We start from the raw sequence: 16,872 nt of genomic DNA, 5'->3' as shown, positions 1-16,872 counted from the left end.
GACTGGCATCAGCGCCGCAGTTGGGTAAATTACCGATGCGAGGGCATCACAGCCTGAGCCGCCAGATTCCCCGGAATGCTCGACAGGGATTACGGGGGTCACCACAAATCCCACCAGAGGAGTGTGTTCCACATGTTGAAGAAGGCAGGCGTCATCGCCATGGCCGCTGCTGGCCTCGTGATGCTGGGCTCTCCGGCCTTCGCGGCCCCCGGCCACGGCCACGACGGTTGGGGCAGCAGCACCGCGATCGGTGAGCTGAACTCCTACTACGCCGAGGGCGAGGAGGGCGAGGTCGCCGACCAGTTCGGTCTGCTGAACTTCGGCAACGACTCCGACCTGCTCCAGGGCCTCAACGTCTGCGAGGTCGAGGCCAACGTGATCGCGGTCCCGATCCTGTCGCAGAACGACGAGAACCTCTGCCTCAACAGCGACAACGACGACAACGACGGCAACGACGGCGAGTGATTCGTCGGCCAACCGGCCAGCGTTGAAGTCTCGAAAGGCGGCACTCCCCACCGGGGGTGCCGCCTTTCGGCGTGGCGGGGTGCCCGGCTTCGGGTTCTTCGGGTGCGGGGTTCTTCGCGCGAGGGGCTTCGGCCCACCGGGTTCCGGCTCCTCAGGCGGCCGGGCCCTCAGGCAGCCCGAGCCCTCAATCGGCCGCCGCGACCCTCAGGACCCGAACCGGCGGTGCCGCAGCGCGTAGTCGCGCAGGGCGCGCAGGAAGTCGGTCCGGCGGAACTCCGGCCAGTACGCCTCGCAGAACCAGAACTCCGAGTGCGCCGACTGCCACAGCATGAACCCGGACAGCCGCTGCTCCCCCGACGTGCGGATGAGCAGGTCGGGGTCGGGCTGGCCGGAGGTGTAGAGGTGCTCGGCGATGTGGTCCACGTCGAGGACCTCGGCCAGCTCCTCGATCGTCCCACCGGACTCGGCGTGCTCCAGCAGCAGCTTGCGCACCGCGTCGGCGATCTCCTGCCGGCCGCCGTAGCCGACCGCGACGTTGACCTCCAGACCCGTGCGGGCGCGGGTGCGCAGCGACGCGGCGGACAGCCGGGCGGCGGTCTCGGTGGGCAGCAGGTCGAGCGCGCCGACGTGCCGGACGCGCCACGGGTTGCCCGGTTCGGCCAGCTCGTCGACGATGTCGGCGATGATGGCGAGCAGCGGTTCCAGCTCCTCGGCCGGTCGGTCGAGGTTGTCGGTGGACAGCAGCCACAGCGTGACCACCTCCACCTCGGCCTCGCGGCACCAGGTCAGCAGCTCCAGGATCTTGCGCGCGCCCGCGCGGTGGCCGTGCGCGACGTCGGCGAAGCCCGCCTCCTTGGCCCAGCGGCGGTTGCCGTCGAGCACCACGCCGACGTGACGTGGTCGCTGCTTGCCGTCGAGCCACCGGTTCAGCCGGTACTCGTAGATCGGCAGGAGGAGCTTGTCCTTGATGCGTTCGCGCAGACCCACGCTGGAAGAGCGTACGCCGCGTGGGACCGGTCACTCCGGTGCGTGGTGCCGAGCAACTTACGGTCCCGTAACCTCGAGCGGGTGACCACGTCCACGCTCCCGCAACCCCCGGCTCCCGCACTGCGGCCGCGTATGCGCGGCTGGCTGCACCTCTGGTCCTTCCTCGTCTCCCTGGTGACAGGCGCGGCGCTGATCACCCTGGCCGCGACCACCTCGTCCCCGAAGGCCACGCTGGCGACGTCCGTCTACGGCGTCACGGTGCTCGGCCTGTTCGGCGTGAGCGCGCTCTACCACCGGGTCAACTGGGTCAGCGCACGGGCGCGGACCTGGATGAAGCGCCTCGACCACTCCATGATCTTCGTGTTCATCGCGGGCACGTACACGCCGTTCGCGCTGCTCGCGATGGCCCCGGCCACGGGCAACGTGGTGCTGACCGTGGTGTGGGTCGGCGCGCTGTGCGGCGTCACGCTCAAGCTGGCCTGGCCGCACGCGCCGAGGTGGCTGGGCGTGCCGATCTACATCGCGCTGGGCTGGGTGGCCGTGTTCGTGCTGCCCGACCTGCTGCACCACGTGGGCGTGGCCGCGCTGGTCCTGCTCCTGGCCGGCGGCCTGCTCTACACCGCGGGCGCCGTGTTCTACGCGACGCGCTGGCCGAACCCCTGGCCGCAGGTCTTCGGCTACCACGAGTTCTTCCACGCGGCGACGGTGCTGGCGGCGATCTGCCACTACATCGCGATCTGGTTCGCGATCTACGCGTGACCGCGCCCACGCACACGACCTCCGTCACGGGCCGGGCCGTGCGGTGGGTCGGCGACGAGCCGTTCCCCGGTCTGGTCGAGGTCCAGCTCACCGACGCGCACGGCGTCGTGTGGAGCATGGTCGACAAGGCGCCCGTGTTCGACGACGAGGACCGGCTGCGCGCCAACACCGCCTACCCGGTCGAGGTGCAGGTGGGGTGCGAGGTCGTCGGCCGGGGGCGGTTGGACGACGGCACCGAGGTGGTGACCGTGTCGACCCGGCTGCCGTGGGGCATCGAGGCGGAGGGCGGGCGCACCGAGTTCCTGGTGGACGTCCACCAGGTGGTCACGCACTAGCCCCAGCGCGCCTCGAACTCGGCCGGCTCCGCGTGGCGGTGGGCCAGCTCGGCGAACACCGCCCGCAGCCCGCGCAGCAGCCCCTCCCGACCCACCCGGGCCTCGACCTCCAGCAGCCGGTCCAGGTACGGCCGGTAGGGGAGGTCGGGCGCCGGCGGGTCGCGCCAGGTGTCGTCACCGGGCCGCTCGGCCTCGGCGAACAGCCTGCTCAGGTACACCGCCAGGCCCTCGACCAGCCAGATGTCGGTGTCGACCAGGTTGCCGGACCACGCGTGCGCGACCTCGTGCGCGATCACGGTCGTCGCGTACCGGGGGTCGTCGAACCGGTCGAGCGCGCCCTCGTCGAACACGATCAGGCCCTGCGTGGACAGCGCCAGCAGCGACAGGTCGTGCACGAACACCAGCTCGCACTTCGGGTACGGGTAGGGCGCGAGCAGCTCGGAGAAGAACGCCAGCGAGCGGTCCACCAGGTCGGTCACCCGGGTCGCGTCGAACCCGGCCCGCGACCGCGGCACGTGCACCGACGGCGCGACCTCGACGAACGGCCCGGCCGCCGCCGCGACCCAGGCCGGAGCGGTCGGGGCCGTGGGCGCGAAGGTGCGGACCTCACCGCCGTCGACCACGGGCAACCCGTTGGCCAGGCACTTCCACGCGGGCGGCACGACGGCGGTCAGCGTGACGGGCGCGCGCAGCCGGTGGTCGGCGGAGTGGCCGAGGCTCTGCGGCGCGCGGTGGGGGTTGGGCGCCGCGTACAGGTAGACCTGGCCGTCGACCGGGTCGGTGACGCGGCGGAACCCCGGCCTCGCGTAGGGGAACAGCGCCTCGACGCGCAGCCCGCCGGACTCCCGCCGCGTCGGGACCAGCACCTCGCCGAACACCTCCACCGGCTCCGGCTCGCCCCGGAACCGCAGCGTGGCGCGGCCGCGCACCCCGTCCGCCGCCGGGTCCAGCCGCCAGGTCAGGTCGTACGCCTCCACCTCGACCAAGGTGATCACCCCTTGATCCACGTTACGCGAAGCCGCACTTGTGCGTGCTCGGTGTCGCGCCAGGTCAGGTCCCTGTCGGGGAAGCGGAGGCGCGGTGCACCGGTCCCGTGCGCGTCGCGCTCCCCGACCCGCCCGAACACCCCGGGCGACCCGACCCGTCACTCCACCCCGGACCCCAGCGGGCTATGGCCGGACCTTCCCGCCCCCACCCTTCCCGTCCTCGGCGGGCTCCGGGTCGTCGAACGACGCGGGCACCCGCTTCAAGTGCTTGTTCATCGACTTGACCAGGAAGAACACCGCGATCAGGAACACCACCAGCAGCAGCAGCCCGAGGGGCGAGGACTTGCCGAAGTCCTCCTGCTGCCCGCCGGGGTCCTTCTCGGTCGACGGCTGCTGCGCCAGCACCAGCGCCGTGGTCTGCTCCAGGGGGATCGGAGCGAGGGCGGTCACGCGGTCACCTTCTCGTGGATCCCGGCGAACAGGTCGTCCTCCGGCAGGGTGCTGTCGACCAGCGACCTGGCCAACTCGTACTCCTCGGTCGGCCACACCTCGCGCTGCATCTCCAGCGGCACGGCGAACCAGCGGCTCTCCGGGTCGATCTGCGTCGCGTGCGCCTTCAGGGCCTCGTCGCGCACCGGGAACCAGTCGGCGCACTCGACCCGGGTGGTGACGCGCTCCATCACGTCCGGGCGGTCCGAGCCCCAGCCCGCGAGCCACTCGGCGTACGGGGACTCCAGGTCGGCCGCGAGCAGCGCCTCGTGGAACGCCAGCAGCTTCGCGCGGGAGAAGCCGTGGGAGTAGTAGAGCTTGAGCGGCTGCCACGGCTCGCCCAGCCCGGGGTAGCGGTCCGGGTCGCCCGCCGCGTCGAAGGCGGCGATCGAGACCTCGTGGCAGCGGATGTGGTCGGGGTGGGGGTAGCCGCCGTTCTCGTCGTAGGTGACGATCACGTGCGGGCGGAACTCGCGGATCACCTCGACCAGCGGCGGGGTGGACTCCTCCAGCGGCTTCAGCGCGAAGCAGCCCTCCGGCAGCGGGGGCAGCGGGTCGCCCTCGGGCAGGCCCGAGTCGACGAAGCCCAGCCAGCGGTGCCGCACGCCGAGGATCTTCGCGGCCCGCGCCATCTCCTCGCGGCGGATCTCCGCCATGTTCTCCAGCACGTCCGGGCGGTCCATGGCGGGGTTGAGGACGCTGCCCGCCTCCCCGCCCGTGCAGGTGACGACCATCACCTCGTGCCCCTCGGCCACGTACCTGGCCATCGTGGCGGCGCCCTTGCTGGACTCGTCGTCGGGGTGCGCGTGCACCGCCATCAGGCGCAGCTTCTCAACCATGACGGTGGTGCTCCTCCTCGGGACCTGCCGAACGGGGTCGATCGAACCCCTGCGACACTCAACGCGGTCGCGAGCGGCCATTGTTCCCCACGGGCAGGAAGGCGTTGGCAAGTGGCACTGCCGGAAGGTCGGTACGGCAAGCCCCGGCGCCCCGCGTCCCCGTGGATTCGCTGGTCACTCGCCGTGATCGCGGTGCTGATCGGCTCCCTCGTCGCCTGGGTGGGTTACCAGAACCTGGGCACCAAGCCCGTGGAGGGGAAGCAGACGGCGTTCGAGGTGCTCGACGACAGCTCGGTGGAGATCACCTTCGAGGTGGTCCGGCAGACCCCGGAGGACGCCGTCGTGTGCATCGTCCGGGCGCGGTCCCAGGACGGCGACGAGGCGGGCCGGCGTGAGGTCCTGGTGCCCCCCGGCGCCGATTCCGTGCGCGGCACGACGGTGCTGAAGACGTCGAAACCACCCGTGACCGGAGAGGTGTTCGGGTGCTCTTATCAGGTTCCGGAGTACCTGTCCACGAGGTAGCGGCCAAGCGGGTGATCTGCGGGTTTGCCCGCCGGTTCGGGGAACAAAACCGCGTCCTGGCACGTTGACGTCGTGTTACTCTGGCCTTTCAGCACGGCCCCGACGCGGGCCGTGTTTTTCCGTTCCGGGTTGGTGCGCCCGGGAACTGCCAGCCCACCCGTGGGCCTGGAGCAAGACGAGGAGTTGGTGCCCGTGAGCGACACCGAGGTGACCTGGCTGACCCAGGAGGCCCACGACCGGCTCAAGGCTGAGCTGGACGAGATGATCGAGAACCGCCCGGTCATCGCCGCGGAGATCAACGCCCGTCGCGAGGAGGGCGACCTCCGCGAGAACGGCGGGTACCACGCGGCCCGCGAGGAGCAGGGCAAGCAGGAGGCCCGGATCCGGCAGCTCCAGGAGCTGCTGCGCGTCGCCAAGGTGGGTGAAGCGCCTACGGTGAACGGAGTCGCCGCCCCCGGCATGGTGCTCACCGTGCGTTACGAAGGCGATGACGAGACCGAGGAGTTCCTGCTCGCCACGCGTGAAGAGGGCGCCCACGGCGCGCTGGAGGTCTACTCCCCCTCGTCCCCGCTGGGCAAGGCGTTGCTCGGCGCCAAGGAAGGCGAGACGCGGGAGTACGAACTGCCCAACGGCAGCACCATGAAGGTGACGCTCATCAAGGCCGTGCCCTACTCCGGCTGATCGCGCTGGACCGAGGAGGGGCGGCCACCGCGGTGGCCGCCCCTTTTGCCGCGCGCTCCCGCGTCCTCCTCGATCAGCGGATGCGTTCGAGCAGGGGCCGCACGCGGGGCGGGACGGGCGTGGACAGCGCGATCGACGTGGACAGCCGCCGCACGCCCGGCACATCCACGATCGAGTCGATCACCCGCTGGAGGTCGGCGTTCGACCGCGCCACCACCCGGGCGAACAGGTCGCCCTGGCCGGTGGTGGCGTGCACCTCGCACACCTCGTTGATGGCGGCCAGCCCGTCGCACACCTCCTGCCGCCGGCCCTGGGCGATCTCCAGCACGGCGAACGCCGTCAGGCCGTACCCCATCGCGGCCAGGTCCAGCGCGGGCGGGAAGCCGGTCAGCACGCCCCGCGCCACCAGCCGGTCCAACCGGGCCTGCACCGTGCCCCGCGCCACGCCCAGCCGCCGCGAGCACTCCAGCACCCCCAGCCGGGGCTCGTCGGTGAGCAGCAGCAGGAGCCGCGCGTCGAGACCGTCCACGACCTGGTCAGAGTGTTCACCTTGCGGGTCGGAAGCCATGGGCAACTGTACAACCTGACCAGCGAACCAAGAGACTGTTGCTCACCCTGCCCAGCCGACACATCCTGGGGGTATGACGCAGCAGCTTGACGACGTGAGCTACGACCAGCTCCGCCAGCTCGTGGGCCTGGTCGACTACGACGGGACGCGGGACCCGTTCCCCGTCCGCTCGATGGACGCCGTGGTCTTCGTGGTCGGCAACGCGACCCAGACCGCCTGGTTCTACCAGGTCGCCTTCGGCATGCAGCTCGTCGCGTACGCCGGTCCGGAGACGGGGCAGCGGGACCACAAGTCCTTCGTCCTGAAGTCCGGCTCGGCGCGGTTCGTGATCAACGGCGGTGTGGCGCCGGACAGCCCGCTGCTCGACCACCACCGCAGGCACGGCGACGGTGTGGTGGACCTCGCGCTGGAGGTCGACGACGTCGACCGGTGCGTCGAGCACGCGCGGTCGCAGGGCGCCACCGTCCTGGACGAGCCGCACGAGGTGAGCGACGAGCACGGCACCGTGCGGATCGCCGCCATCGCGACCTACGGCGAGACCCGCCACACCCTGGTCGACCGGTCCCGCTACACCGGGCCCTACCTGCCCGGGTACGTGGTCAAGGAGAGCACGGTCGTCCGGCCCGAGGGCGCGCCGAAGCGGCTGTTCCAGGCGGTCGACCACTGCGTGGGCAACGTCGAGATCGGCCGGATGGACTACTGGGTCGAGTGGTACAACCGCGTCATGGGCTTCGTGAACATGGCGGAGTTCATCGGCGACGACATCGCCACCGACTACTCGGCCCTGATGAGCAAGGTCGTCTCCAACGGCAACCACCGGGTGAAGTTCCCGCTCAACGAGCCGGCGATCGCGAAGAAGAAGTCGCAGATCGACGAGTACCTGGAGTTCTACGAGGGCGCGGGCGTGCAGCACATCGCGCTGGCCACCAACGACATCGTCGCCACGCTGAAGGCCATGCGCGCGGCGGGCGTCGAGTTCCTGGAGACGCCGGACTCGTACTACGACGACCCGGAACTGCGGGCGCGCATCGGCGAGGTGCGCGTGCCGATCGAGGTGCTCAAGGAGCACCGCATCCTGGTCGACCGGGACGAGGACGGCTACCTGCTCCAGATCTTCACCAAGCCGATCGGCGACCGGCCGACCGTGTTCTACGAGCTGATCGAGCGGCACGGGTCGCTGGGCTTCGGCAAGGGCAACTTCAAGGCGCTGTTCGAGGCGATCGAGCGGGAGCAGGAGCGCCGAGGCAATCTGTAGCGGCGAGGCGGCATCCGGTACCGCCGAGGCAATCTGTAGCGGCGAGGCGGCACCTGGTACCGCCGGGGCAATCTGTAGCGGCGAGGCGGCACCCGGTACCGCCGGGGCAACCTGGAGTTCAGGCGATCCGCGACAACGGGAACCGTCGGGGTGACCTCCGACGTTGATCCGGCAACGGGCCGGTCCGGGCACCCCCGGGCCGGCCCTCGCTGTCGGCGGGCTGGCGATGCCCCTGCCGGGTGTGCCGGGACCGGTACCCTCGGTGCGGGGTGTCCCACACGGCATTGACCTGGAGGGTGGCATGGCGCTCGCGGTACGGGTCACCGCGGTGCTCCCGCTCGTCGGAGCGCTGGCCACGGCCGCGGCGCTGACGGGCGCGGCCTTCTTCACCGTGACCCAGGCGGGGTGCGCGGAGACCGGCCGGTTCGTGGAGCGCGGGGGCGTGGTCGAGTTCGAGGGCGGCTGCGTGGACGGGCACGAGCTGCCCGCCGTCCCGCCGCCGGTGGAGAACGCGCGGTACGACGTCAAGCCCTGACCTGCCGGACCGTGCTCGACGAGCGGTTTTCCGCGATAGTGGAGCCATGTGTCGCAACATCAGGGTGCTCCACAACTTCGAACCGCCGGCCACCGAGGACGAGGTGCGCGCGGCGGCGGTGCAGTACGTGCGCAAGGTCAGCGGTTCGGCCCGCCCGTCGGCGGTGAACCAGGAGGCGTTCGACGCGGCGGTCGAGGCGGTCGCCGAGGCGACCCGCACCCTCCTGGAGACCCTGGTCACCAAGGCCGCGCCACGCGACCGCGAGGTGGAGGCCGCCAAGGCCAAGGAACGCGCCGCCGTCCGCTACGGGACCAACTGACCCGTACCCGCCCAAACCCCACCAGCCCGGACCCCACCAGCCCGGACCCCGTGCCCGCCCAGACCCCACCAGCCCGGACGCCGCGGCGTCCGGGCGGGCGGCGCCGGCAGCTCAGGCCAGGGCGGACTGGAGGTCGGCGACGAGGTCGTCGGCCGACTCGATGCCCACGGAGAGGCGGACCAGGTCGGCCGGGACCTGGAGCAGGGAGCCGGCCGTGCTGGCGTGCGTCATCCGGCCCGGGTGCTCGATCAGGGACTCCACGCCGCCCAGCGACTCGGCCAGGGTGAACAGGCGGGTGCGGGAGCACACCCGCAGGGCCGCCTCCTCGCCGCCCTCGACGGTGAACGAGATCATCCCGCCGAACCGGCGCATCTGCTTGGCCGCCACCTCGTGCCCGGGGTGGTCGGGCAGGCCCGGGTAGAGGACCCTGGTCACCCGCGGGTGCCGCAGCAGGGCCTCGGTGACCTTCTCGGCGTTGTCCGAGTGCTTCTCCATGCGCACCTCGAGCGTCTTGATGCCGCGCAGCGTCAGCCACGCGTCGAACGGCCCCGGCACCGCGCCCGCGCCGTTCTGGAGGAACCCGAACGCCGCGTCCAGCTCGGTGTCCGAGGTGACCAGCGCGCCGCCGATGACGTCGGAGTGCCCGCCCACGTACTTGGTGGTGGAGTGCAGCACCACGTCCGCGCCCAGCTCCAGCGGGTTCTGGAGGTACGGCGAGGCGAACGTGTTGTCCACGACCAGCTTCGCGCCCGCCGTGCGCGCGATCTCCGCCAGCACCGCGATGTCGGCGATGTTCAGCAGCGGGTTGGTCGGCGTCTCGACCCACACCACCCTGGTGTTCGGCCGGACCGCCGCGCGCACCGCGTCCGGGTCCGACAGCGCCACCGGCGTGTGCTGCACGCCCCACTGCGACAGCACCTTGTCGATCAGCCGGAACGTGCCGCCGTAGGCGTCGTTCGGGATGACGACGTGGTCGCCGGGCCGGCACATCGCCCGCAGGGCCGTGTCGGTCGCGCCCATGCCGGAGGCGAACGCGCGGCCGTGCCGCCCGCCTTCGAGCGCCGCCAGGCACTCCTCCAGGGCGGTCCGGGTGGGGTTGCCGGTGCGCGAGTACTCGAAGCCGCCGCGCAGCCCGCCCACGCCGTCCTGCGCGTAGGTGGAGGTGGCGTGGATGGGCACGATGACCGAACCGGTCGTCGGGTCCGGGTCCTGCCCGGCGTGGATGGCCCTGGTCGCGAAGCCGTGCCGGCCGCTGTCCGTCATGGTGCCAGGTTACGGCGGGCGCAAGAACAACCGCCCATCGGTGGAGGCCGATGGGCGGTTGGGGTGAGGAACCGGGTCACCACTGCTGCGGCGGCTGCTGCCCGTAGGGGTTCTGCTGCTGCGGCTGGCCGTAGCCGGGCTGCTGCCCGTACGGGTTCTGCTGGCCGTAGCCGGGCTGCTGCTGGCCGTAGGGCTGCTGGCCGTAGGACTGCTGCTGCTGCCCGTAGCCGCCCGCGCCCGGGTACCCGCCGGGGGCGCCGGTCTCCGGGACGTTCACCACGACGGTGCCCAGGATCTTGTCGGCCCACGTCTGCTTCTTCGCCTCCCACAGGGGGGCGAACCAGCCCGCGTAGCACGGCAGCGAGTCCACGGCGTGGCACAGGTGGCGGACGAAGGCGTTGCCGAAGCCGATCGGCTGGCCCGTCTCCTCCTTGATCAGCTTGATCTTGGCCATCTTCTTGCCCATGGACTGGCCGGTGGTGCCCGCCAGGTACCAGGCGTTGTAGATCTGGAAGCCCGTCACGAGCACGGCGCCGACGATCACCAGGATCAGGTAGACCGTGGGGTCGCCGACCAGGACGCCGACCAGGATCAGCAGGCTGAGCACGAGGCCGGGCGCGACGTAGTCGATCAGGGCGCCGAACGCGCGGCTGCCCCACTCGGCGTAGCCGCCGGCGGGCGCCGGGTAGCCGGGCTGCTGCCGGCCGTAGGGCTGCTGGCCGTAGGGCTGCTGCTGCCCGTACTGCTGGGGCTGGCCGTAGGGCTGCTGCCCGTACGGGTTGGCCTGCTGCTGGCCGTAGGCCGGGGGCTGGCCGTAGGGCTGCGGCTGCTGCCCGTACTGCTGCTGGCCGTACTGCGGCGGCTGGCCGTAGCCGGGCTGCTGCCCGTACGGGGGCGGCTGCTGGGCCGGGAACCCGCCGGAGGCCGACGGCGGCTGCTGCGCCGGGAAGCCGCCGGAGACCGGCTGCTGCTGCCCGTACGAGGGCGGCTGCGCCGTGGCGCCCGGCGCCACGACCTGCGTGGCGTCGGGGTTGGCCGCGGGCTGCGCGCCGGTGGTCGGGACGACCTGGGTCGCCTCCGACGGGGGGAACGCGGGGGGCTGGCCACCGCTCGGCACGACCTGGGTCGCGTCGGCGCCGGGCGACTGCGCGCCCTGCCCCTGCTCCTGGCTGTGACCGCCGAACTGCTGGTTGCCCGGCGGCTGTGGAGCGTTCATCGGAGTTTCCAACCCCCTTGGCACGGGCCGTAGGCGTACGAGTCGGTGGCCAACGCTAGCGGATCGCCCCGCGCCGGCCACCGGCAACCGGTCAACCCGCCCCGCTACCGACCTGCGAGGAAGCCCAGCACGTCCTGCCTCGTCACCACGCCGGCGGGCTTGCCGTCCTCCAGCACCAGCGCGCCGTCCGCCGAGGACAGCGCCCGCATGGCCGAGCCGATCGACTCGCCCGCGCCGATGGTCGGCAGCCTGGTCGACATGTGCTTGTCGAGCCGGTCGGTGAGCTGCGCCTTGCCGGTGAACAGCGCGTCGAGCAGGTCCCGCTCGTTGACCGAGCCCGCGACCTCCGCGACCATCACCGGCGGCTCGGCGTTGACCACCGGCATCTGGGACACGCCGTACTCGCGCATGATCGCCACGGCCTCGGCGACGGTCTCGTTGGGGTGGCCGTGCACCAGGTCGGGCATGGTGCCGTCCTTGCGCCGCAGCACGTCGCCGACCGTCGCGCCGGCCGCGTCCGGGGACAGGAAGCCGTACTGCGCCATCCACTGGTCGTTGAACACGCTGGACAGGTAGCCGCGCCCGCCGTCGGGCAGCAGCACCACGACCACGTCGTCCGGGCCCGCCCGCTCCGCCACGCGCAGCGCCGCCGCGACGGCCATCCCGCACGAGCCGCCGACCAGCAGGCCCTCCTCGCGGGCCAGCCGCCGGGTCAGCTCGAACGACTCGGCGTCGGACACCGCGATGATCTCGTCGCAGATGTCCCGGTCGTAGGCGTCGGGCCAGAAGTCCTCGCCCACGCCCTCCACCAGGTACGGCCGGCCGCTGCCGCCGGAGTAGACCGAGCCCTCGGGGTCCGCGCCGATGACCTGGACCCGCCCCCCGGAGACCTCCTTGAGGTAGCGGCCGGTGCCGGAGATGGTGCCGCCGGTGCCGACGCCCGCGACGAAGTGGGTGATCCGCCCCCCGGTCTGCTGCCACACCTCGGGGCCGGTGCCGTGGTAGTGGCTGGCCGGGTTCTCCGGGTTGGCGTACTGGTTCGGCTTCCAGGCGCCGGGGATCTCGGCCACCAGCCGGTCGGAGACGTTGTAGTAGGAGTCGGGGTGCTCCGGCGCGACGGCGGTCGGGCACACCACGACCTCGGCGCCGTACGCCTTGAGGACGTTGCGCTTGTCCACCGACACCTTGTCCGGGCACACGAAGACGCACTTGTAGCCCCTGCGCTGGGCCACGAGCGCCAGGCCGACGCCGGTGTTGCCGGAGGTGGGCTCGACGATGGTGCCGCCGGGCTCGAGCTCGCCGCTGCGCTCGGCCGCCTCGACCATCCGCAGCGCGATGCGGTCCTTCACGCTGCCGCCGGGGTTGAGGTACTCCACCTTCGCCAGGACGAGCGGCCGGAGCCCTTCGGCGACGGTGTTCAACTTCACCAGCGGCGTGTTGCCGACCAGGTCTACGACGCTCTCGACGTACTCCACGACGGCCCTTCCACTTCTTGGGATGACCCGCTGAGGGTATATGCCGGTCGCGGTGGCCGCCCCGTCCCGCGAGCGCCGCGCTTCGGCGTTCTCCGTCACGAGTGGTGGTCGCGCTGAACAGGCGTTAACTAGGCTGCACGTTCCACGTTGCGGCGAAACAAAGGAGTTCCGTAATGCCGGAAGCCGTGATCGTCTCCGCCGCCCGGTCCCCCATCGGGCGCGCGGGCAAGGGATCGCTCAAGGACGTGCGCGCCGACGACCTGACCGTGCAGGTGCTCAGGGCCGCGCTGGAGCAGGTGCCGCAGCTCGACCCGCGCGACATCGACGACCTCATGCTCGGCTGCGGCCTGCCGGGCGGTGAGCAGGGCTTCAACCTGGCGCGCGTGGTGGCCGTGCTGGCCGGGTACGACGGGCTGCCGGGCACCACGGTGACCCGGTACTGCGCGTCCAGCGTCCAGACCACGCGGATGGCGCTGCACGCCATCAGGGCGGGCGAGGGCCACGTGTTCGTCAGCGCGGGGGTGGAGACGGTGTCCAGCTTCGCGCGCGGCTCCTCCGACTCCTGGCCGGACACCCACAACCCGCGCTTCGCCGACGCCGAGGCGCGCACGGCCGCCGTGGCCGCGTCCGGCGCGGACGGGTGGGTGGACCCGCGCTCGACGGGCGGGCTGCCCGACGTCTACGTCGCCATGGGGCAGACCGCGGAGAACCTCGCGCTGGCCAAGGGTGTGACGCGCGAGGAGATGGACGAGTTCGGCGTGCGGTCGCAGAACCTCGCCGAGAAGGCGATCGCGGCCGGCTTCTGGGCCCGCGAGATCACCCCGATCACGCTGCCCGACGGCACCGTGGTGTCGGCCGACGACGGCCCGCGCGCGGGCGTGACGCTGGAGGGCGTGGCCGGGCTCAAGCCGGTGTTCCGCCCGGACGGCCGGGTGACCGCGGGCAACTGCTGCCCGCTGAACGACGGCGCGGCGGCCCTGGTGATCATGAGCGACACCAGGGCGGAGGAGTTGGGGATCACACCCCTGGCCCGCGTGGTGTCCACCGGTGTGTCCGGTCTCTCCCCCGAGATCATGGGCCTCGGGCCGGTCGAGGCGTCGAAGCGGGCGCTCGCGCTCGCCGGGATGTCGATCGGGGACATCGACCTGGTCGAGATCAACGAGGCGTTCGCCGCGCAGGTCATCCCGTCCTACCGCGACCTGGGCATCGACCTGGACCGGCTCAACGTCAACGGCGGCGCGATCGCGGTCGGGCACCCGTTCGGCATGACCGGGGCCAGGATCACCACGACGCTGATCAACTCGCTCCGGTTCCACGACAAGCAGTTCGGGCTGGAGACCATGTGCGTGGGCGGCGGCCAGGGCATGGCGATGGTGATCGAGCGCCTGAGCTGACGCCGCGGCCCGGCCGAACGCGGGAGGACCGAACGCGGGAGGGGCGCCCCCGGTGGCCGGGGGCGCCCCTCCTCGTCTCGCGGAGTTCGGTCAGTCGCCGCTCTGGAAGTACGAGAGCAGGCGCAGGATCTCCAGGTACAGCCACACGAGGGTGGTCATCAGGCCGAACGCGACCCACCAGGCCCACTTGGCCGGCACGCCGGAGCGGATCATCTCGTTCGCCGCCTCGAAGTCCAGCAGGAAGCTGAACGCCGCGACGCCGATCACCACGAGGCTGAACACGATGGCGATGGGGCCGCCGTCGCGCAGGCCCATGTTCACGCCGAACAGGCTCATGACCAGGTTGCCCAGCATGAGCACGACCACGCCGACGGTCGCGCCGATGATCCACTTGGTCAGGCGCGGCGTGACGCGGATCGCGCCGGTCTTGTAGACCACGAGCATCGCGGCGAACACGCCGAGCGTGCCCAGGATCGCCTGCCAGGCGATACCGGGGAAGATGCTCTCGAAGACACCCGTGATGCCACCGAGGAACAGGCCCTCGGCCGCCGCGTAGGTCAGCACCAGCGGCGCGCTCGGGGTGCGCTTGAAGATGATGACCAGCGACACGACCAGGCCGACGATCAGGCCCGGCAGGACCAGCGTCATCGGCTTGACGGAGCCCGAGAGCACCAGCCACGCGGAGACGAACCCGGTGACCAGGGTCAGGCCGAGCGTCATCGCGGTCTTGGTGACCACGTCGTCGATGGTGATGGGGCGCTCACCGGTGGTGGGCGGCGCGCCCTGGTAGCCGCCGTACTGCTGTGCCTCGTTCGGCTGCCCGAAGCCTGCGTAATTGCCGTAACCGCCGCCTGTCGGCAGGTTGCGGAACGCGGGGTTGCTGCTGGTACGCACCTCGTCCTCCTGTGGCGTTCCTACGCCGTCACGGGGTCCAACGACCACACGAGTCGATTCGTTCCCGTCGGGTAAAAGTGATTTTACCCGGCTTGTCGATCTAGGCTCGACCGCCCGCCTGCGGAGCGTAGCCGCCCTTCCACCCCGCTGGCGGCTTGCCGAGGTGATCCGGCACCCGAAAGGCTGCCTACGGCAGCTCGTGCAGATCATGCGGACGCGCCACCAAGAGGGGTTGCAGACGACTATGTTGAGACGACTCGCGGGCGCGGCGCTGACCGCCGGCCTGGCGGTGCTCGCCGTCCCCGTCGTGGCGGACGCCCAGCCCGTCCAGGCGTCCCGGACCATCGGGCACGCGACCGCCGCCCAGGGCTACCTGGGCAAGGACCCGGCAGACCCGGACAACACCGACTGGCTGGGCGCCTACGACTGGGACGGCCAGCGCGTGTGGTGCGTGCAGTACTCGCTGTACGCGCCCCGCAGCGACCAGAAGTACGTCGACGGCGACGTGCTGCGGTCCAAGGGCGGCGTGGCGCTGTCCGCCGAGGTCGCGGCGAACATCTCCTACCTGCTGCTGCGCTACGGCAACACGACCTCCAACGACGAGGCCGCCGCGCTCGCGCACCTGCTGCACACGTGGACGTCCTACCCGGACCCCGCCAACGGCGTGCACCTGCGCAAGGACGTCGGTTTCGTCGAGGTCGCCTACGACGAGAGGTTCCACTACGACGCGCTGGCCGCGAAGTTCCCCGCGGCGCGCGAGGCGGTCGACCGGTTCCGCGCCGACGCCGAGGCCAACCGCGGTCCGTGGACGACCGGGGTGACCGCCCCGGACGAGGAGCAGTTCATCGGCACCGCCGGCACCTGGCGGGTCGACGTCCACAAGACGGGCGGCGGCCAGGTCACCGGACTGCCGGTGACCGTGGAGCTGACCGACGCGACGCTGAAGGACGGCTCCACCGGCGGGCGGCTGACCACGCCGACCGACGGCAGCCCGCTCGGCGTCGAGGTCGTGCCCACCGGCCCGAACCCGTCGTTCACGGTGAAGCTCGCGAGCCCGGCCGCGCAGCCCAAGGTGCGCGTGCCCGAGGGCCGCGACGACATGCAGCGGGTCGTCGCCACGGGCGGCGAGCAGGAGCTGACCGCCAACGCCTCGGTCACCGCGAAGACCCCGCCGGGCACCGTCCAGGTGGCCAAGACCGACGAGGAGACCGGCAAGCCGGTCGCGGGCACCGCGCTCAAGGTCACCGCCGCGGACGGCAAGACGCCCGCCAAGCGGCAGGACGACACCGACCTCACCGGCCCCGAGGGGCAGCCGATCGTGCTCCAGACCGGCGCCGACGGCCTGGCCACCGTGCCCGACCTGCGCACGCCGCAGGAGATCTGCGTGGTGGAGGTGGCCCCGGCCAAGGGCTACCAGGAGTACTTCGACCCGAACGCGCCGCCCAAGGCGTGCGGGAAGGTCGAACCCGGGCAGACGCTGGCGCTGGCGATGTCCAACAAGCCGAACAAACCCGTGGTGCCCATCACCATCCCGGCCGGCTCCGGCGAGCTCGTGGCCAGGGCGTCGTACACCTCCGAACCCCGGACGGGCGCGCTCGTCGGCTTCGGCGGCGTGGCGCTGCTCGGCGCGGCGCTGGTGGGCCTGCTGGTCCGGCGACGGGCGACCGCGCGACCGTGAGGGGCCCGACGGCGAACGCACTGCTGACCGGCGCGGCGGTGGCGGCCCTGCTCGCCTCCGCCGCGCTCGTCGCGACCGGGGGCGAGCGCGTCGCGCTGGCGGGCCGGGCGGAACCGGCCGAGGCCGGCGTGCCGCACCCGCTCGGCGACAGCGCGCGGGACGGGCGGCTCCCGGCCGGGATGCCCGCCGGGGCGAACGCGCCCGCGTCGCCG

General features: G+C 71.9%; 20 protein-coding genes. 11 read left to right on the top strand and 9 right to left on the bottom strand.

The features are described 5' to 3' along the window. Positions 1-132 precede the first annotated feature (132 nt). A complete protein-coding gene (locus tag ACFP3R_RS35145; RefSeq protein WP_380642870.1) occupies positions 133-465 on the top strand; it encodes a hypothetical protein in 333 nt (110 codons plus the stop codon). 204 nt (positions 466-669) lie between these two features. On the opposite strand, the gene ACFP3R_RS35140 is transcribed toward ACFP3R_RS35145, so the two are convergent. Continuing rightward, positions 670-1,416 (bottom strand): isoprenyl transferase, encoded by a 747-nt coding sequence (locus ACFP3R_RS35140; protein ID WP_380642915.1) that lies wholly within the window; start codon positions 1,414-1,416, stop codon positions 670-672. A gap of 168 nt (positions 1,417-1,584) precedes the next feature. Here ACFP3R_RS35140 and trhA point away from each other — a divergent pair, with 168 nt between their 5' ends. Together trhA and ACFP3R_RS35130 are read left to right on the top strand one after the other, a co-directional pair. Next, complete coding sequence (gene trhA / locus ACFP3R_RS35135) at positions 1,585-2,211, top strand: PAQR family membrane homeostasis protein TrhA (protein WP_380642913.1); 627 nt, start codon at positions 1,585-1,587, stop codon at positions 2,209-2,211. Further along, on the top strand, positions 2,208-2,546 hold the full coding sequence (locus ACFP3R_RS35130) for a hypothetical protein (RefSeq protein ID WP_380642868.1): 339 nt from the start codon (positions 2,208-2,210) through the stop codon (positions 2,544-2,546). The genes trhA and ACFP3R_RS35130 overlap by 4 nt, the downstream gene beginning before the upstream one ends. Here ACFP3R_RS35130 and ACFP3R_RS35125 read toward each other — a convergent pair. The 3 genes from ACFP3R_RS35125 to mca form a co-directional block, all read right to left on the bottom strand. Beyond that, entirely contained in the window at positions 2,543-3,541 is a 999-nt protein-coding gene (locus tag ACFP3R_RS35125) for a M1 family aminopeptidase (RefSeq protein ID WP_380642866.1), read from the bottom strand. The two genes, ACFP3R_RS35130 and ACFP3R_RS35125, sit on opposite strands and share 4 nt — an antisense overlap. A gap of 174 nt (positions 3,542-3,715) precedes the next feature. After that, the gene (locus tag ACFP3R_RS35120; RefSeq protein WP_380642864.1) at positions 3,716-3,982 is read right to left on the bottom strand and encodes a hypothetical protein; all 267 of its coding nucleotides are present in this window, start codon (positions 3,980-3,982) and stop codon (positions 3,716-3,718) included. Then, positions 3,979-4,860, bottom strand: a complete 882-nt coding sequence (gene mca, locus ACFP3R_RS35115; RefSeq protein ID WP_380642862.1) for a mycothiol conjugate amidase Mca — start codon at positions 4,858-4,860, stop codon at positions 3,979-3,981. The genes ACFP3R_RS35120 and mca overlap by 4 nt, the downstream gene beginning before the upstream one ends. A 111-nt stretch (positions 4,861-4,971) precedes the next feature. On the opposite strand from mca, the gene ACFP3R_RS35110 reads away from it, so the two are divergent. Together ACFP3R_RS35110 and greA are read left to right on the top strand one after the other, a co-directional pair. After that, positions 4,972-5,382 (top strand): DUF4307 domain-containing protein, encoded by a 411-nt coding sequence (locus ACFP3R_RS35110; RefSeq protein ID WP_380642860.1) that lies wholly within the window; start codon positions 4,972-4,974, stop codon positions 5,380-5,382. A 186-nt stretch (positions 5,383-5,568) separates the two neighbouring features. Then, positions 5,569-6,063, top strand: a complete 495-nt coding sequence (gene greA, locus ACFP3R_RS35105) for a transcription elongation factor GreA (protein WP_380642911.1) — start codon at positions 5,569-5,571, stop codon at positions 6,061-6,063. 73 nt (positions 6,064-6,136) lie between these two features. On the opposite strand, the gene ACFP3R_RS35100 is transcribed toward greA, so the two are convergent. Next, on the bottom strand, positions 6,137-6,631 hold the full coding sequence (locus ACFP3R_RS35100) for an Lrp/AsnC family transcriptional regulator (protein ID WP_380642859.1): 495 nt from the start codon (positions 6,629-6,631) through the stop codon (positions 6,137-6,139). Positions 6,632-6,704: 73 nt separating this feature from the next. Here ACFP3R_RS35100 and hppD point away from each other — a divergent pair, with 73 nt between their 5' ends. The 3 genes from hppD (at position 6,705) to ACFP3R_RS35085 (ending at position 8,740) form a co-directional block, all read left to right on the top strand. Then, entirely contained in the window at positions 6,705-7,886 is a 1,182-nt protein-coding gene (hppD, locus tag ACFP3R_RS35095) for a 4-hydroxyphenylpyruvate dioxygenase (protein ID WP_380642857.1), read from the top strand. Between the two features lie 301 nt (positions 7,887-8,187). Beyond that, the gene (locus tag ACFP3R_RS35090) at positions 8,188-8,421 is read left to right on the top strand and encodes a hypothetical protein (protein WP_380642855.1); all 234 of its coding nucleotides are present in this window, start codon (positions 8,188-8,190) and stop codon (positions 8,419-8,421) included. A gap of 46 nt (positions 8,422-8,467) precedes the next feature. Then, on the top strand, positions 8,468-8,740 hold the full coding sequence (locus ACFP3R_RS35085) for a DUF2277 domain-containing protein (RefSeq protein WP_380642853.1): 273 nt from the start codon (positions 8,468-8,470) through the stop codon (positions 8,738-8,740). 111 nt (positions 8,741-8,851) lie between these two features. Here ACFP3R_RS35085 and ACFP3R_RS35080 read toward each other — a convergent pair whose 3' ends face one another. From ACFP3R_RS35080 to ACFP3R_RS35070, 3 genes are all read right to left on the bottom strand, one after another. Then, positions 8,852-10,003 carry a cystathionine gamma-synthase gene (locus ACFP3R_RS35080; protein ID WP_380642851.1) on the bottom strand — a complete coding sequence of 384 codons (1,152 nt, stop codon included), beginning with the start codon at positions 10,001-10,003 and terminating at the stop codon, positions 8,852-8,854. 76 nt (positions 10,004-10,079) lie between these two features. Continuing rightward, a complete protein-coding gene (locus ACFP3R_RS35075; protein ID WP_380642849.1) occupies positions 10,080-11,219 on the bottom strand; it encodes an RDD family protein in 1,140 nt (379 codons plus the stop codon). 104 nt (positions 11,220-11,323) lie between these two features. After that, positions 11,324-12,694: a cystathionine beta-synthase gene (locus ACFP3R_RS35070; RefSeq protein ID WP_380642847.1), complete on the bottom strand. Its 1,371-nt coding sequence runs from the start codon at positions 12,692-12,694 to the stop codon at positions 11,324-11,326. Positions 12,695-12,867: 173 nt separating this feature from the next. On the opposite strand from ACFP3R_RS35070, the gene ACFP3R_RS35065 reads away from it, so the two are divergent. Then, a complete protein-coding gene (locus ACFP3R_RS35065; RefSeq protein ID WP_380642845.1) occupies positions 12,868-14,088 on the top strand; it encodes an acetyl-CoA C-acetyltransferase in 1,221 nt (406 codons plus the stop codon). A 90-nt stretch (positions 14,089-14,178) separates the two neighbouring features. Here the strand turns inward: ACFP3R_RS35065 and ACFP3R_RS35060 are convergent, their stop codons facing one another. Next, on the bottom strand, positions 14,179-14,982 hold the full coding sequence (locus tag ACFP3R_RS35060) for a Bax inhibitor-1/YccA family protein (RefSeq protein ID WP_380642843.1): 804 nt from the start codon (positions 14,980-14,982) through the stop codon (positions 14,179-14,181). 244 nt (positions 14,983-15,226) lie between these two features. Between ACFP3R_RS35060 and ACFP3R_RS35055 the strand changes: the two genes are divergently transcribed. After that, entirely contained in the window at positions 15,227-16,660 is a 1,434-nt protein-coding gene (locus ACFP3R_RS35055) for an MSCRAMM family protein (RefSeq protein WP_380642841.1), read from the top strand. Continuing rightward, on the top strand, positions 16,657-16,872 hold a 216-nt coding region (locus ACFP3R_RS35050), incomplete at its 3' end, for a hypothetical protein (protein ID WP_380642839.1). The genes ACFP3R_RS35055 and ACFP3R_RS35050, both read left to right, overlap by 4 nt.

It is taken from the genome of Saccharothrix lopnurensis, assembly GCF_042658445.1.
GTDB lineage: Bacteria > Actinomycetota > Actinomycetes > Mycobacteriales > Pseudonocardiaceae > Actinosynnema > Actinosynnema lopnurensis.
The sequence above is the reverse complement of the archived record's forward strand: the minus strand, read 5'-3'. Positions and strand labels throughout refer to the sequence as shown.

Coding starts and splice junctions, on each gene's coding strand:
- ACFP3R_RS35145 (WP_380642870.1), top strand. CDS start 133: ATGTTGAAGAAGGCAGGCGTCATCGCCATGGCCGCTGCTGGCCTCGTG.
- trhA (WP_380642913.1), top strand. CDS start 1,585: ATGCGCGGCTGGCTGCACCTCTGGTCCTTCCTCGTCTCCCTGGTGACA.
- mca (WP_380642862.1), bottom strand. CDS start 4,860: ATGGTTGAGAAGCTGCGCCTGATGGCGGTGCACGCGCACCCCGACGAC.
- ACFP3R_RS35100 (WP_380642859.1), bottom strand. CDS start 6,631: ATGGCTTCCGACCCGCAAGGTGAACACTCTGACCAGGTCGTGGACGGT.
- hppD (WP_380642857.1), top strand. CDS start 6,705: ATGACGCAGCAGCTTGACGACGTGAGCTACGACCAGCTCCGCCAGCTC.
- ACFP3R_RS35090 (WP_380642855.1), top strand. CDS start 8,188: ATGGCGCTCGCGGTACGGGTCACCGCGGTGCTCCCGCTCGTCGGAGCG.
- ACFP3R_RS35085 (WP_380642853.1), top strand. CDS start 8,468: ATGTGTCGCAACATCAGGGTGCTCCACAACTTCGAACCGCCGGCCACC.
- ACFP3R_RS35080 (WP_380642851.1), bottom strand. CDS start 10,003: ATGACGGACAGCGGCCGGCACGGCTTCGCGACCAGGGCCATCCACGCC.
- ACFP3R_RS35075 (WP_380642849.1), bottom strand. CDS start 11,219: ATGAACGCTCCACAGCCGCCGGGCAACCAGCAGTTCGGCGGTCACAGC.
- ACFP3R_RS35065 (WP_380642845.1), top strand. CDS start 12,868: ATGCCGGAAGCCGTGATCGTCTCCGCCGCCCGGTCCCCCATCGGGCGC.
- ACFP3R_RS35055 (WP_380642841.1), top strand. CDS start 15,227: ATGTTGAGACGACTCGCGGGCGCGGCGCTGACCGCCGGCCTGGCGGTG.